Genomic DNA, 15525 nt, shown 5'->3' with positions numbered 1-15525 from the left:
CACGCCACATTCCAGCTCCCGTCCGGCCACCGCGGCCTCTACGATCACCGTCGTGTCGTGCCGGCGTGCCATCTCGATTGCCGCGGGCATCAGCTCCCAACTCTCCACCCGGCTGACGCCTATCTATGACCCTCCGCTTTCTTTTTTTCCTCCCCCCCCCCCCCCCCCCCCCACGCCGAAATCACAACTGCACGCCGCGGGTCAGCGCACCGTCGACCACCAGGTTGGTGCCGGTGATGAAACTGGCCGCCGAACTGGACAGGAACACCACGGCGTTGGCGATCTCGGTGGGCGTGGCCATCCGGCCGGTCGGGTTCATGCCCAGTGCGGTGGCGAACAACTCCGGGTTGTTCTGCTCGATGTCGGCCCACACCCCGCCGGGGAAGTAGGTGTTGCCGGGGCTGACCGAGTTGGCCCGCACACCCTGGCCGGCCAACTTGAAGGCCAGGCCCTGGGTGTAATGGATGATCGCGGCCTTGAACGTGCCGTACGGCCCGGAGGCGAAGTCGACCTCGCGCCCCGACACACTCGAGATCGTCACGATCGACCCGCTGTCCGAGGCCAGCAGGTGCGGCAGCGCCGCATCGCACAACCCGACGGTGCCCATCAGGTCCACCTGGAACGTGGTCTGCCAGTTCTCCGCCGAATCCGGGATGGCCAGGGCGCTGACGTTGGCGACCACTCCGTCGAGTCCGCCCAGCGTCTCGGCCGAGTCGTTCACCCAGGCGGCCAGCGCGGCCGGGTCGCCAACGTCGACCGCGGTGCCGACCGCGGTGGCCCCGTCCGCGGACAACTGGGCCTGCGCCTCGGCCACCGCCTCGGCGGTGCGCGCGCAGTACGCCACCGCGGCGCCTTCGGCGAGCAGACCTTCCACCACTGCACGCCCGATGCCGCGGGTGCCGCCGCTCACCGCGAATCGCTTGCCTGACAAGCCGAGATCCATGACAGTCCTTCCTAGTAGGTGATGGTTCGCTAGTAGTTGATGGAACCCAGAGCCTTTGCCGCCGAACGCAGCTCGGCGTGCACACCGGCGTAGGCCGCCGCGGTGGGCAGCAGCCGTTTGTCGAGCTTGGTCACCGAGCTGTAGTTGGTGTCGACCACGTTGGCCAGCGGGGCCAGCGAGATCTGGGTGAGCAGCTGATAGGCATCGAGACGGTCCAGCCCGTACAACTCGCCCAGCCAGGTGATCATCTCCACCTGTCCGGCGCGCCACGCCTCCTCGAGCGGGCGCCCCGACCCCACTGCCATCAGGTGGGTGTCGGTCTCCAGCCGCGGCCAGGCCGGACCGCCACCCTTGATCAGCTCGACGATCGCGGTGACGTGCATCGCCCCCTCCACCGCGGTTCCGCACGACTCACCCTCACCTTGGCGGTAGTGCCCGTCACCCAGGGAGAACAGCGCCCCGGGCACGTTGACCCGCAGATAGCAGGTCGCGCCGGCGGCCATCTCCGGGGTGTCCATGTTGCCGCCGAACACGTCGGGCACCAGTGAGCTGCGCACCTCCCGCCGGGCCGGGGCGACGCCGACGGTGCCCAGCATCGGGTTCGCGGGCAGGTCGACCGAGAAGTCGCTGCGCTGCGCGCAGAACGTCACAGTCCTTGCCGCGGAGTCGTATTCGTAGATCCAGGTCCGCTCGGTCAACGGGTCCTGCAGCGTCGGGCTGGCGGGCACACTGGTCAGACCGCCGAAGAACGGGATCAACGTCGACGCACCCCAGCTGCGCGCCGGGGTCAGGTCGACCAGGTGGATCGCCAGGGTGTCACCGGGCTCGGCGCCGTCGATGTAGAACGGCCCGGTCTGCGGGTTGAGGTCCTCGGTGTCCAACGCGGTGGTGGCGACGTCGGAGGCGCTGGTGATCCGCCCGCCGTAGGCGTCCTCGGTCCACAGCGTGAGCACCGCGGGCGGTTTGACGGTCAGCACCGGCGTCGCACCCCCGAACGTGTAGTTCAACTGCCCGGCCGTCGGGATGAAGCTGACGTGGTCCATGACGCCATCCTGGTCCGCTGGCGCCCAGGATGCCCGGTGAATGTGCTGTGACGGTCGTTTCCCGGGCGTGACCTCGGCGGACGGATCACGGCGCGTCAGCTCGACAACGCCTCGAGGTTGTCGAAGGAGTGCTACCCGGCCGGAGCGACCGGCGCCGCCGGCGTGGGCACCGCCGGGAGCGGGGCCGGTGGTGGCGGCGGGGGCGGTGGCGTGGTCAGTAGCCGCACGATATCGGGCTTCATCGCCTGCAGCTGCGCACCCCAGTAGGCCCAGGTGTGGGTGCCGTTGGGCGGGAAGTTGAACACCGCATTGCGTCCACCGGCGGCCAGGTACTTGTCGCGGAACTCCTGGTTGCTGCTGCGGGTGATGTTCTCCAGGTACTGCGCACCGAATTGCGCCCCGAGGTTGGCGCCGTCGTCGAGGTCGGAAGTGACCCCGTTGCCGCAGTAGACCCACAGGGCGGTGCGGTTGGCGACCAGGCGGTTGATGTTGAGGGTGGGGTCGCTGCGCAGCCACGCCTGCGAGCCGGGGGTACCCCACATGTCGACCGCGTCGAAGCCGCCCGAGTCCTGCATCGCGATGTCGATCAGGGTGGGCCACAAGCCCTGTGACGGTGCCAGATAGCCCGACAGGGAGGCGGCGAACTTGTACTGACGTGGGTACCAGGCGGCCAAGGTCAGCGCTGCGCTACCCGACATCGACAGGCCCACAACGGCATTGCCGAACGGGTCTTGTCCACGGTTTTCCGCCAGCCAGGTGGGGAGCTCGCGGGTCAGGAACGTCTCCCACTTGTAGGTCTGGGTGACGCCATTGCCCTTGGCCGGCCGGTACCAGTCGGCGTAGAAGCTGGACTGTCCGCCGATCGGCATGATCACCGATATCCCAGACTCGTGAAACCACTGGAAGGCCGCAGTGTTGATGTCCCAGCCGTTGAAGTCCTCCTGGGCGCGCAGCCCGTCGAGCAGCAGCACCGAATGTGGTCCGCCGTTCTGGAATTGCACCCGGATGTCGCGGCCCATCGACGGCGAGGGCACGGTGAGCATCTCGACGGGGAGCCCTTCGGGCGAGAACGCCTGTGCCTGCGGGACCACGCCTGCCGTCAGCGCTGTCGCGGCGAGCAGTGCCACGGCGGCGACACGCGCGCCGGCACGGCGAAGCTGCAGCCCGAAGGACGTCACGCTTGGCGAAGTTAACAGCCCGACGGGCGCCGACCCGTGGACGCGCGGGGCAGTGACCACCTTGTTACCCGGCGGATCTGGCGCGCCCGGCGCCCCTCACGGTCACTGGGCGCGCCCGATCCGCGGGCGGGCGTAGGCGAACCCGGCGCACGCCACCAGCGCCGAGCTCACCATCACGATGCCCAGCGGCACCGCGGTGTGCTCACCGCCGAGACCGACCAGCGGGGAAACCGCTGCGGCCAGCACGAACTGGGTGAACCCGAGCACGGCCGACGCCGTCCCGGCCGCGCGGGGTACGGCGGCCAGCGCCAGCGCGGTGGTGTTGCCGTAGATCAACCCCATGCCCGCGACTCCGGTGAACAGCGGCACCGCCAGCCAGCCCGCAGCGACCGGAAGCGATGCGATCACCAGCACTCCGGCGCCGGAGGCCAGGATGACCGCCAGCCCGCACCCGGCGACCGCGCGGGGGTCGAAGCGGGTGACGAGCCGCGCGCTGAGCGCGCTCATCGCGAGCAGTCCCACCGCGTTGGTGCCGAACATGGCGCCGTTCTCCACCGTGGTCATCCCCATCATCGTCTGGTAGACGAACGGCGACGCCGAGATGTAGGCCATCATCGCCGCGAACGAGAAGCCGAACGCGATCAGGTGCCCGGTGAACGCGCGGCTGGTCAGGTCCCGCAGCGGCGACCCGGCGGTGACGCGGTGTTCGCGCACCTCGGCCCGGCGCGCTTCGGTGTGGGTTTCGCGGACCACTGCGAGCACCGCGACGAGCATCAGTATCGACAGCACCAGGATGACTGCCAGCGCGCCGCGCCACCCCAACGGCCCGACGATGAAGCCGCCGGCCAGCGGGGCTGCGATCGGGGCGATACCGCCCACCAGCATCATCAGGCTGAACGCCCGTGCGGCTGTTCGGCCGGTGGCCAGGTCGGAGATGACGGCCCGGCCGATCACCATGCCGGCCGCGCCGGTCAGCCCCTGCACGAAGCGTGCCGCGATCAGCACCTCGACGGTCGGGGCCAGCGCCGCGGCCAGGCTGGCCAGCACGCAGATCGCCGAGCCCGTCACCAGGGGGCGCACCCGCCCGATCCGGTCCGACCAGGGGCCGAAGACCAGTGGTCCGACGGCCAGCCCGAGCAGGCAGGCGGTCAGTGTCAGCTGCACCGTGGCTGGGGAGGTCCGCAGATCGGTGACCATCTCGGGGAATGCGGGCAGGTACAGGTCGGTGGAGAACGGAGCGACCGCCGACAACAGCGCGAGGGTGGCCAGCAGCCCGAGGGTGATGCGGGGAGTGGCCGCCCGGTGCGGCGGGAGAGCGACGGCTGTGGTCATGGAACACCTCGAACGTAGAATTATCAGATGATAGTTATCATTCAATAATTATCAGGTAAGCTGGAATCGTGCAACCCCGCGAAGAACAGCTCGCCGACCTGGCCGACCTCGTGCTGGCGCTGGGGCGCGCGGTGAAAGCCCAGGTCGCCGGCGACCCGTCACTGGTGGAACTGTCGTTGACCGAGGTGACGGTGATGCGCTACGTCGACCACCACCCCGACGTCAGCCCCAGTGCCGTGGCCGCCGCCACCGGCCTGCAGCGCAGCAACATGAGCCGGGCCCTGCGCGACCTGGAGACCAAAGGCATGGTCGAGCGGGCTGTCGATCCCGCCGACAACCGTCAGACGTTGCTGCGCGGCACCGCCAAATCCGCACAGAACCTCACCAGGCTGCGCGGCATCTGGGCGCGGATGCTCGGCGACGCCCTGGACGCCTCCGGTGAGCAGCACGACATCGCCTCAGCGGTGGCGTTGCTGCGCGCCCTGGAGCGCGGCATCTACGGGTGATTTCGGTGTGACCAGTCGCGGTATCCGCGACTGGTCACACCGAAATTGCAAGCGCCGGCGGCCGCGGCGAGAGCGGTCTCGTTCCCACTTTCGGTGGCTAAGTGGTCGGTTGGGTTAATTTTTGTGGACACCTGCCAATTCGAATTGACGGTTGTCAGCTAATTAGCCGAGTATCGGAGACGTCAATTCTCCTAGGGATACAGCGCTGTTTCTCGACATCTCTCCTTGTGTCGGGGGTGGCGGTTGTGTGGGTGAAGCGCGGAATCATTTCGGAGTGCCGGTCGGTGTGGGCCCGCCGGGGTGCGGGTGCGGGGGCCGCAGTGGTTTTCGGCGCTGGCGTGGTGGCCGGAGCTGGGGTCGGGTCGCCGGGTGCCGTCGGCGGATTCGAAGCCCGCGCACGCGAAATCGGCTCGTACGACGTGCGGTTGGTGTCGAACGAGTCGGTTCTCATTCCGCTCGGTCCGGTGTCGGATGACCAGTGGTGGTGGCTGAACGGCGGCGGTGGCCGGCTTGGGCGTGCTGCCGCGCGGGCTGGCGACACCGTGGTGCCGACGCCGACCGCGTTGGCCGCGGCGCTGCCGCCGAGACGGCCGGTGTTCGGGCCGGGCGGGTGGTTGATCGGTAACGGTGTGGATGCCGCGCCGGACTGTGTGGGCAGTGCGTGCAACGGTGGCAACGGTGGTTTGTTGTTCGGCAATGGCGGTGACGGAGCCAACGGCGGTAGCGGTGGTGACGCGGGACTGTTCGGTAACGGCGGAGCGGGCGGGGCCGGCACCATATCCGGCCAAGCAGGCGGGGCCGGCGGTACGGGTGGGGCGATCTTCGGGAACGGCGGAGCCGGCGGCACCGGCGGGGCAGGTGCTGCCGGTGGTGCTGGTGGTGACGCTGTCTTGTTCGGCACCGGCGGACGAGGTGGCGACGGCGGCGAGGGCCTCGATGGCTCGGGTGGTGGCGGGGCCGACGGAGGAGCCGGTGGGGCAGGCGGGGCCGGCGGTGGTGGGGGCTTGCTGATCGGCGTCGGCGGAGCCGGGGGTGACGGCGGCGCCGGCGGTGACGGTTCTGGCACCGCCCAGGTGGACAGCCTTGGTGGCGCTGGTGGTGCCGGTGGCAACGCTGGTCGCGGCGGCTCGTTCATCGGGATCGGCGGTGCCGGTGGTGCTGGTGGTGCCGGTGGCGCTGCAGGTGAGGCTTCCGGCGCGAACAGCATCGGTGGTGGCGGCGGTGCCGGCGGCGCCGGTGGTGGCGCTGGCAACGCTTTCGGAGTGTTCAGTATCGGTGGTGCTGGTGGCGCCGGTGGTGCCGGTGGTGACGGTGGTGACACCTTGGGTGCCCAAGCCGACAGCGTGGGCGGAGTCGGTGGTAACGGTGGAGCCGGTGGGGCCAGCGCTACCGTAATCCTGGGCGGCGGTGGGTCCGGCGGATCTGGTGGTGACGGCGGAGCCGGGGGTGCTGACGCCGGAGGTGACAGCGTCGGCGGCGCAGCCGGTGTCGGGGGCGCGGGCGGAGACGTCGTCGCACGGGCCGGTACGGGCGGGGCCGGTGGTGCTGGTGGTGCCGGTGGTGCCGCCGGAGACGATGCGGGTGGCCAGATTGTTGCTGCTCCAGGTGGTGCTGGTGGTGCCGGTGGTGATGCGTTCGGGACGGTCGGCGTCGGCGGGTCTGGCGGCGCTGGTGGTGCCGGCGGCGCCGGTGGGATCGGCGGCTCCGGCGTCGACGGTGCGGTCGGTACGTCAGGCGGCGTCGGGGGGGCCGGTGGCACCGCGAGCGGGCGGCGCGGCGTCGGTGGCTCCGGTGGCGACGGCGGTACGGGTGGTGTTGGTGGTGTCGGTAGTGCTGGTGCCGACGGTGTGTCCGGAGTCCTGGATGGCAACGGCGGCGCGGGCGGAACGGGTGGAGCCGGGGGAACTGGCGGTGCCGGTGGTGCAGGCGGCGGCGGCGAGACAACCGGAGCGGCCGGTACGCAGGGCAACCTCGGGAACGGTGGTGCCGGTGGTGCCGGTGGTGCTGGTGCCGACGGTGTGTCCGGTGTCCTGGACGGGCGTGGCGGCGACGGTGGTGTGGGCGGTCTTGGCGGTGCTGGTGCCGTCGGCGGTGCGGGTGGTGTTGGTGGTGTCGGTGGTGCTGGTGCCGACGGTGTGTCCGGCGTCCTCGACGGCAACGGCGGAGCCGGCGGAACGGGCGGAGCCGGGGGAGTCGGTGGTGCCGGAGACCGACAAGGTGACGGGGGTGCCGGCGGTGAGGGCGGAGCCGGCGGTGACGGTGCGGAGACCCCGCTCGTAGGCGGACAGGGCAACGGCGGTGTCGGTGGCGGCGGTGGTGCTGGCGGGGCCAGCGCGGCCGGCAACGGTGGTGTCGGCGGCGCCGGTGGCGTCGGTGGAAATGGTGGCGCCACCGCCACTGACAACTTCGAAGAACCCGACTTCGCCGACGGCGGTGCCGGCGGTGCCGGTGGTGCCGGCGGGGCCAGCGTCTCAGGTGCTGGCGGTGCTGGCGGTGCCGGTGGTGCCGGCGGAAATGGCGGAGCCAACGGCGCCGACGGCGGCGTGAGGGAAGGGGCGCTCGGAGGGGTCGGCGGTACGGGTGGTACCGGCGGGGCCAGCGTCTCGGGAGCTGGTGGCGCCGGCGGTACCGGTGGCGCCGGTGGTGTCGGCGGAGGCAACGGCGACGGCGCATTGGCCCTCGGTGACGTCGTTGGTGGCGCTGGAGGCGCTGGTGGTGCCGGCGGCGCGAGTGAATCCGGCGACGGCGGTGCCGGCGGTGCCGGTGGTGTTGGCGGTGTCGGCGGCGGTACCGATGCGAACGTCAATGGCGCAGGTGACGGTGGCGCCGGTGGAGACGGTGGTGTCGGCGGTGACAGCGGGTCGGGTGCCGGGGGTGCCGGGGGTGCCGGGGGTGTCGGCGGCGACGGCAACGTCACCAACACGGCCAATAGGGGCCCGGACTCCGCCAATGCCGGCGCCGGTGGTGCGGGCGGGGGCGGGGGTAACAGTGTCGACGGGGTAGGTGGCGCCGGTGGGGCCGGCGGTGACGGCGGTGACGGCGGCCAGGGTAGTTCCGTAGATGCTCAGGGCGGTGCCGGTGGCGCTGGTGGAATCGGCGGAGGCAGTTCCGGTGACGACGGCGGTGCTGGCGGTGCCGGCGGTGCAGGGGGTGCCGGCGGCCGCAGCGGCCAAGGTGACGACAGCGGCGGCGCCGGAGGTGCTGGTGGTGCCGGTGGTGACGGTGCTGCCGCCGGTGGCGCCGGTGGTACTGGTGGTGCTGGCGGATCGGCGACCAGTGACGGCTTCATCGCGTCCAACGGTGGCGATGGCGGGGCCGGCGGCTCTGGCGGGGCTGGTGGCACCGGCGACGGCGGATCGGGCGGGAGCGGCGGCTCCGGTGGTAACGCGCGAGACGCGAACTTGGAATCGATCGGTGGCAACGGTGGCGTGGGTGGTGCCGGTGGTTCGAGCGTTGCCGGCGATGGTGGATCGGGCGGCTCCGGCGGGTCCGGCGGCAACGGTGCGTTCGCAGACGGCCTGAACGTGGGCCTCGGGGAGGCGCCGGGTGGTTCCGGTGGCGGGGGTGGCTCCGGCGGGGCGAGTGAGACTGGCGACGGTGGCGACGGCGGTTACGGTGGCGCCGGCGGCAACGGTGGGATCGGCGAAGATGCGGCCGGCGGACCCGGAGGTTTCGGTGGTGGTGGTGGGGCCAGCACCGACGGGGTTGGCGGCGACGGTGGTGACGGCGGTGACGGCGGTGACGGCGGAGACCAGGGCAGGAACTCGACCGCGCCCGGCGGTGCTGGAGGAGGTGGTGGCACCGGCGGGGCAGGGGCTGCCGGCGACGGTGCCGACGGCGCAGCGGGGGCCGACGGTGCCGACGGCACCTGAGAGCGCGCCGCTCTACGGGTGATTTCGGTGTGACCAGTCGCGGTATCCGCGACTGGTCGCACCGAAATTGCCAGGCGCTAGGACAGGTCGACCGACATCGGGCCGACACCCCAGATCTGCTCGCAGTACTCGCGGATCGCCCTGTCCGAGGAGAACTTGCCGCTGCGGGCGGTGTTGCGGATCGACATCCGCGACCAGCTGTCCCCGTCCAGCCAGGCCTTGCTGACCTCGTCCTGGCAGTTGACGTAGGACCGGTAGTCGGCCAGCACCAGGAACGGGTCGTGGTGGATCAGATTGTCCACGATCGGGCGCAGCGTCTCGGTGTCCCCGTGGGTGAACTCCCCGCGCGCGATCAACTCGAGCACCGCCGCCAGCTCCGGGTCGGAGTCGACGCGGTCGATCGGCCGGTAGCCCTCCGCCTTGACCTTTTCGACCTGACCCTCGGTGAGCCCGAACAGGAAGAAGTTCTCCGCGCCGGCCTCCTGACGGATCTCCACGTTCGCCCCGTCCAGCGTGCCGATCGTGAGCGCCCCGTTGATCATGAACTTCATGTTCCCGGTGCCCGAGGCCTCCTTGCCGGCCGTCGAGATCTGCTCGGAGAGGTTGGCCGCCGGATAGATCAGATGCGCGTTCTTGACGTTGAAGTTCGGCAGGAACACCACCTTCAGGAACCGGTTGACCTCCGGGTCGTGGTTGACGGTGTCGCCGACAGCGGTGATCAACTTGATGATGCGTTTGGCCATGAAATAACCGGGCGCTGCCTTGCCGCCGAAGATGAACACCCGCGGCGGGATCACCAGGCCCGGGTTGTTCTTGAGCCGGTGGTACAGCGCGATGATGTGCAGCACCATCAGGTGCTGGCGCTTGTACTCGTGGATCCGCTTGACCTGGACGTCGAACATCCACGTCGGATCCAGCTCGATGCCGGTGGTGGTGTGCACGTATTCGGCCAGCCGCGCCTTGTTGGCGCGCTTGACCTCGCGCCACCGCGCCCGGAACGCCTGATCGTCGACGAACGACTCCAGCCCGCTGAGCCGGCTCAGGTCGGTGATCCAGCCGGAACCGATGGTGTCGTCGAGCAGCTCGCGCAGCCCCGGGTTGGACAACGCCAGGAACCGCCGCGGCGTCACCCCGTTGGTGACGTTGCCGAACCGCTCGGGCCACATCTCGTAGAAGTCCTTGAGCACGCTGGCCTTCAACAGCTCGGAGTGCAGCGCCGCGACACCGTTGACGGTGTGGCTGCCCACCGTGGCCAGGTGTGCCATCCGCACACACTTGCCGTCGTTCTCCCCGATCAGCGACATCCGCGACAGCCGCTCGTCGTCACCGGGGAAGCAATCGCGCACCTGCTCGAGGAAGCGCTCGTTGATCTCGTAGATCAACTCGAGGTGCCGCGGCAATGCGTCACCGAAGATCCGCAGCGGCCACGTCTCGAGCGCTTCGGGCAGCAGCGTGTGGTTGGTGTAGCCGAAGGTCCGCACGGTCAGGTCCCAGGCGGCATCCCAGGACAACTGGTAGTCGTCGATCAGCAGCCGCATCAACTCGGCCACCGCGATCGAGGGGTGGGTGTCGTTGAGCTGGATCGCCCACTTGTCCGGCAGCGCGCTCAGCGGCAGGTGTGCGCGCTGCAGGTGGATGTTCAGGATGTCCTGCAGCGAGCACGTCACGAAGAAGTACTGCTGCAGCAGCCGCAGCCGCTTACCCGCCTCCGGCTCGTCGTTGGGGTAGAGCACCTTGGACACCGTCTCGGAGACGACCTCGTCGTCGACGGCCTTGTAGAAGTCGCCGGTGTTGAACGCGTCGAGGGCGAACGACTCCACGGCCCGGGCGCTCCACAACGTCAGGGTGTTGCAGGTGTTGACGCCGTAGCCCTGCACCGGGGTGTCGTAGGAGACGCCCTTGAGGACCCGCTGCGGCACCCAGCGCACCCGGAACTTGCCGGTGACGTCCTCGTACTCCTCGGTGTGACCGCCCCAGTTCACCGTGTAGGTGGCGTCCGGCTTGTCGATCTCCCACGGATTGCCGTGCACCAGCCAGTTGTCGGTCTTCTCGACCTGCCAGCCGTCGGCGAGATCCTGCTTGAAGATGCCGAATTCGTAGCGGATGCCGTATCCGATCGACGGACGCTCCAGGGTGGCCATCGAGTCCAGATAGCAGGCCGCCAGCCGGCCCAGGCCGCCGTTGCCCAGCCCGGGCTCGCCCTCGCAGTCCAGGATCACGTCGAGGTCCTGGCCCAGGTCGGCCAGCGCCTCGCGTGCCTGCGCCTCGATGCCCAGGTTGAGCAGGTTGTTGCCCAGCTGCGGGCCCATCAGGAACTCCGCCGACAGGTAGCAGGTGACCTTGCAGGACAGATCCAGCCAGTCCTGTGTGGTCGCCATCCAGCGTTTCTGCATCCGGTCACGCACCGCCAGCGACAGCGCCTTGTAGTAGTGCTCGGGGGTCAGCACCGCCGGCGGGCGGGCGATCGAATAGACCAGGTGATCGGACACCGCCGCGCGCAGCGCGTCGGCAGTCATGCCGGAGCGGGTTTGTCCGGTGGGACCGACCGGCGCCCCGTTGTGATCGGTGGATTCGTCCGACGTGGAGTTCACGACATCGGTCACTGCGGCTCCTACAGGTGTGGCCGTGGCAAGGCGGGGACGCGTCATTGTGTCGCGCACGTGTTTCTCAACAGAGTCCGGAATGTGAACTCCGCGCTAGCCGACGATGTGGAGATCGTCGGATTGCCCAGCAGGCTCCTAGTTGCCTAGCAGGTTGACCGCCCCGCTGAACACGCGCGGGAAGGTGCTGGCAGCGGGCACGATGAAGGAGCGCAGCGGTGATGTGCTCGCGTGCAGCATCCCCGCGGTCAGTATCCGGTAGCGCCGGGTCGCGCGGCGCCAGTGCCGTTCGTAGTCCTGCGGCCGGTCGGCGACCACGCTGTCGACCAGCAGCCGCGACGCCGCGAACGCCAGACCCAGCCCCTCACCGGTCAGCGCGTCGACGTAGCCGGCCGCGTCACCGACCAGCAGCACCCGCCCCGCCACCCGGCTGCGCACCCGCTGGCGCAGCGGGCCGGCCGCCCGGTCCGGCTGGTGGGCGTGCCCGTCGAGGCGTTCCCGCAACTCCGGAAACGCCTCGAGATGCTGCTCGAAGCGGCCCTGCCGCGACGTCAGGACGGCGATCCCGACACAGTCGTCGGCCACCGGAGTCACATAGGCTTCCGCGGCCGCCCCGGCCCCCGCAGCGCCCGGTCCCGCCCGCCCGCCCGCCCAGTACACCTCGACGAACTCGCTCCACGGCGCCACCTCGACGTGCCGCTTGATACCCCACCGGCGGGTCCCGCCGGCCGGGCGCTCCAGACCCAGCGCGGTCCGGATCGGGGAGTGCAGGCCGTCGGCCGCGGCGAGATAACGGCTGCGCAGCCCGTTGACCGTCACCCCGTCGGCGTCCTGGCTCACCGGGCCGACCTTGTCGTGCACCATCTCGACCCCGGCCGCCCGAGCCTCGGCCAGCAGCGCCGCGTGCAGCGTCGTGCGCCGCACCCCCAGACCGGCTCCGGAGCCGAACCGGGCGGTGACGTGGTGTCCGGCGTCGAAATAGGAGATCCCCAGGAACGGTTTGCCCGCCGGGTCCGCGCCGAGCTGCCGCAACTGACCCACCGCGTGCGGCATCAGGCCCTCGCCGCAGGCCTTGTCGATCAGGCCGGTGCGCTTCTCGACGACGACGGTGTGCAGCCCGGCCCGGGCGGCGTGGATCGCGGTGGCCAGGCCCGCGGGCCCGCCCCCGGCGACCACCAGATCGATCACCTCGGAGGCCGGGGGTCGCTCAGGGTCTGCAGCGCGGTGTTCTCCACCGAGATCCGGGTCCACAGCAGCGCGGCGTTGAGGACGGTGAACGCCAGCGCGGTGATCCACGCCGAGTGCACCAGCGGCAGCGCGAACCCCTCCACGACCACCGCGACGTAGTTCGGGTGCGGGATGAACCGGTAGGGGCCGCCGGTGACACGGCCGGCGTCGGGGACGACGACGACGCGGGTGTTCCACTGCCGGCCCAGGGTGGCGATGCACCACCACCGCAGTCCCTGAGCGGCAATCACGAGAGCCAGCATCGGCCACCCCAGGGCGGGCAGGAACTCGCGGTGGGCCGCTTCGAACAGGCAGGCGGCCAGCAGTGCGGTGTGCAGCACCACCATCACCGGGTAGTGGCCGGCGCCGTACTCGACGCCGCCCTGGGCCCTGCTCCACTTCAGGTTCCGTTGGGAGACGACCAGCTCGGCGACGCGTTCGACGGCGACCAGGGCGATGAGCAGGGTATAGGCGAGCATCGGCGGGCTCCTATGTCCAGCGCAGCAGCACGAGCTCGGAGCAGAACCCCGGGCCCATCGCCATCAGCAGGCCGGGCTCGCCGGCCGGCGGCTTCTTCGCGCGGGTGTCGCGCAGCACGTGCAGCACCGACGACGACGACAGGTTGCCGACCTCGGCCAGGGAGCGCCACGTCAACTCGAGCGCGTCCTCGGGGAGCCCGAGCGCGGCGTTGATCGCCTCGATGACCTTGGGGCCGCCGGGATGCGACACCCAGGCGGCGATGTCACCGACGCTCATGCCGTGATCGGCGAGGAAGCCGGTCATGTCCTCGGCGAGGTACCGGTCGATCAGCTCGGGCAGATTGGGCGCCAGCACCAGCTGGAAACCGGTGTGCCCGATCTTCCAGCCCATCGTGTCCAGCGAGTCCGGATACATCCGGCTGCGGGAGTCGTGCACCTCGGGTCCAGCGGCGTCGATCGCTCCGGCGCGGTTCTCCCCGGCGGCGACCACGGCGGCCGCGCCGTCACCGAACAGCGCGCTGCCGACCAGGCTGGCCATGGTCGGCTCGACCGCCGGGTAGGTCAGCGAGCACAGCTCCACCGACACCAGCGCGGCGACGTGGTCCGGTGCCCCGCGCAGATAGTCGTGCATGCGGGCGATGCCCGCCGCGCCGGCCACACAGCCGAGCCCGAACAACGGGATCCGGCGGATGTCGGGTCGCAGCCCCAGCCGCCCGGCGATCCGGGCGTCCAGCGACGGCACCGCGATGCCGGTGACGGTGGTGGTCATGATCATGTCGAGATCGCTGGGGCGCAGTCCGGCCTCGTCCAGCGCGGCGGTCAGCGCCTCGCAGGCCAGGTCGAGGGCGTGCTCGAGGTAGAGGTCGTTGGCTTCGCCGAAGTCGGTCAGCGTGGTGTAGCGGTCCAGGGGAAGCACGAAGTGGCGCGAGTTGACCTTCGCGTGCTCGTGCAGGGCCCGCACCACGTCACCGAGATCGGTGAACGCCGGCGCCTGCAGGAAGGTCTCGGTGATCTCGTGCTGGCTGTAGCGGTGTGGTGGCAGCGCTCCCTGGACGCCGGCGATGACGCTGATGGGGTTGGTGTCGTGGGTATTGGCGGTCATGTGGTGATCCGTTCCGCATCTTCGTTGTCATTCGATTGTGCCGCCGGCTCCTCGTCGATGCCCAGGCGGTCGTGGATTCGTCTCAACCAGTTCGGCGCCCACCAGTTCGCCCCGCCCATCAGCCGCATGAACGCGGGCACCAGCACCATGCGCACCAGGGTCGCGTCGACGAGCACCGCCAGCGTCAGGCCGAGACCGAACATCCGCATCACCGACGTGCTCGCCGCGATCAGCGCGGCGAACGAGATCGACATGACCAGCGCGGCGGCGGTGATCACGCGGCCGGTGTGGGCGATGCCCAGCGCCACCGCCTCATCGTTGGACACCCCCGGCTGCAGCCAGAACTCGCGGATGCGGGCGACCAGGAACACCTCGTAGTCCATCGACAGGCCGAAGGCGATGCAGAACAGCAGCACCGGCATGTTCGCCACCAGGGTGCCGGTCGGGGTGGTGCCCAGCCCGCCGAGATGGCCGTCCTGGAAGATCCACACCAGGGCGCCGAACGCGGCGGTGAGCGACAGCATGTTGAGCACCAGGGCTTTCAGCGGCACCACCACACTGCCGGTGAGCAGGAACAACAGCGCGAACATGATGACGGCGATCAGCCCGAGCACCAGCGGCAGGGTCGAGGTGATCGCGTCGACGCTGTCGCGGTTGGTCTGGGCGGTGCCGGTCATCTGCACGGTGCGCCCACCGGGGCCGTCCACGGCGTGCAGGCCGTCGAGCTGGTTCTCCGAGGCCTCGGAGAACAGCGGCGCGGTGCTCGCGACGGTCAGGAACATGCTGCCGTCGCGCTCGCCGGCCGGCGCGGACGGTCCGCCGGTGCGGGCCCCCTCGACGAAGGTCCCGGTCGGGGCGGACACCGCCGCGACGTCGGCTACCTGGGACAGCGCGGCCGCGTAGTCGGACACGTCGGCCGCGGTCAGCCCGGCGCTGTCGGGGATCACCACCGTCACCGCGGCGTCGGTGTTGTCGGAGAAGTCCTGGCGCAGGGCGTCGCCGACCTGATGGGCCGAACTCGAGGCGGGCAGCACCCGGTCGTCGGGGAAGCCCCAACGCACCCCCAGGAACGGCGCACCGAGCACCAACAGCAGGATGACGACGGCCAGGCCCAGCGGCAGGGCGCGGCGCATCACGGCGTGCGCACCCCGGTACCAGAAGCGCTGCTCGACCGGAACCGGTGTGGGCTCGGGCCGGCGCAGCAGGCGGCGCCCCAGGCGGGCCACGTCCAGCGCGTCCAGCC

General features: G+C 70.4%; 11 protein-coding genes and 1 pseudogene. 2 read left to right on the top strand and 10 right to left on the bottom strand.

Going from position 1 to position 15525, the window contains the following annotated elements; genetic code table 11:
• From ACXAID_RS21550 to ACXAID_RS21530, 5 genes and pseudogenes are all read right to left on the bottom strand, one after another.
• Positions 1–123: pseudogene (locus ACXAID_RS21550) on the bottom strand (D-alanine--D-alanine ligase A); the annotation flags it as partial.
• Positions 124–181: 58 nt separating this feature from the next.
• Positions 182–943, bottom strand: coding sequence for an SDR family NAD(P)-dependent oxidoreductase (locus tag ACXAID_RS21545; protein ID WP_475024231.1), 762 nt, complete (start codon positions 941–943; stop codon positions 182–184).
• 29 nt (positions 944–972) lie between these two features.
• Positions 973–1986 (bottom strand): acetamidase/formamidase family protein, encoded by a 1014-nt coding sequence (locus ACXAID_RS21540; protein ID WP_475024230.1) that lies wholly within the window; start codon positions 1984–1986, stop codon positions 973–975.
• Between the two features lie 131 nt (positions 1987–2117).
• Positions 2118–3164, bottom strand: a complete 1047-nt coding sequence (locus tag ACXAID_RS21535) for an esterase family protein (protein ID WP_475024229.1) — start codon at positions 3162–3164, stop codon at positions 2118–2120.
• Positions 3165–3266: 102 nt separating this feature from the next.
• Positions 3267–4496 carry a multidrug effflux MFS transporter gene (locus tag ACXAID_RS21530; protein ID WP_475024228.1) on the bottom strand — a complete coding sequence of 410 codons (1230 nt, stop codon included), beginning with the start codon at positions 4494–4496 and terminating at the stop codon, positions 3267–3269.
• A 68-nt stretch (positions 4497–4564) separates the two neighbouring features.
• Here ACXAID_RS21530 and ACXAID_RS21525 point away from each other — a divergent pair, with 68 nt between their 5' ends.
• Both ACXAID_RS21525 and ACXAID_RS21520 read left to right on the top strand, forming a co-directional pair.
• Positions 4565–5002 (top strand): MarR family winged helix-turn-helix transcriptional regulator, encoded by a 438-nt coding sequence (locus tag ACXAID_RS21525; protein WP_475024227.1) that lies wholly within the window; start codon positions 4565–4567, stop codon positions 5000–5002.
• A 629-nt stretch (positions 5003–5631) separates the two neighbouring features.
• Complete coding sequence (locus ACXAID_RS21520) at positions 5632–8874, top strand: hypothetical protein (RefSeq protein ID WP_475024233.1); 3243 nt, start codon at positions 5632–5634, stop codon at positions 8872–8874.
• 77 nt (positions 8875–8951) lie between these two features.
• On the opposite strand, the gene ACXAID_RS21515 is transcribed toward ACXAID_RS21520, so the two are convergent.
• The 5 genes from ACXAID_RS21515 to ACXAID_RS21495 all read right to left on the bottom strand — a co-directional run.
• Complete coding sequence (locus tag ACXAID_RS21515) at positions 8952–11477, bottom strand: glycogen/starch/alpha-glucan phosphorylase (RefSeq protein ID WP_475024226.1); 2526 nt, start codon at positions 11475–11477, stop codon at positions 8952–8954.
• A gap of 135 nt (positions 11478–11612) precedes the next feature.
• Positions 11613–12662 carry an NAD(P)/FAD-dependent oxidoreductase gene (locus tag ACXAID_RS21510; protein ID WP_421458916.1) on the bottom strand — a complete coding sequence of 350 codons (1050 nt, stop codon included), beginning with the start codon at positions 12660–12662 and terminating at the stop codon, positions 11613–11615.
• Positions 12659–13180, bottom strand: coding sequence for an isoprenylcysteine carboxyl methyltransferase family protein (locus tag ACXAID_RS21505; RefSeq protein ID WP_421458914.1), 522 nt, complete (start codon positions 13178–13180; stop codon positions 12659–12661). The genes ACXAID_RS21510 and ACXAID_RS21505 overlap by 4 nt, the downstream gene beginning before the upstream one ends.
• A gap of 10 nt (positions 13181–13190) precedes the next feature.
• Positions 13191–14252, bottom strand: a complete 1062-nt coding sequence (locus ACXAID_RS21500; RefSeq protein ID WP_475024232.1) for a type III polyketide synthase — start codon at positions 14250–14252, stop codon at positions 13191–13193.
• Between the two features lie 26 nt (positions 14253–14278).
• On the bottom strand, positions 14279–15525 hold a 1247-nt coding region (locus tag ACXAID_RS21495; protein WP_475024225.1), incomplete at its 5' end, for an MMPL family transporter.

The sequence above is a fragment of the Mycobacterium sp. ABE4_509 genome, assembly GCF_056160785.1.
Note: the sequence above shows the minus strand (reverse complement) of the source record. Positions and strands in the feature narration are given on the sequence as shown.

Coding starts and splice junctions, on each gene's coding strand:
- ACXAID_RS21545 (WP_475024231.1), bottom strand. CDS start 943: ATGGATCTCGGCTTGTCAGGCAAGCGATTCGCGGTGAGCGGCGGCACC.
- ACXAID_RS21540 (WP_475024230.1), bottom strand. CDS start 1,986: ATGGACCACGTCAGCTTCATCCCGACGGCCGGGCAGTTGAACTACACG.
- ACXAID_RS21530 (WP_475024228.1), bottom strand. CDS start 4,496: ATGACCACAGCCGTCGCTCTCCCGCCGCACCGGGCGGCCACTCCCCGC.
- ACXAID_RS21505 (WP_421458914.1), bottom strand. CDS start 13,180: ATGCTCGCCTATACCCTGCTCATCGCCCTGGTCGCCGTCGAACGCGTC.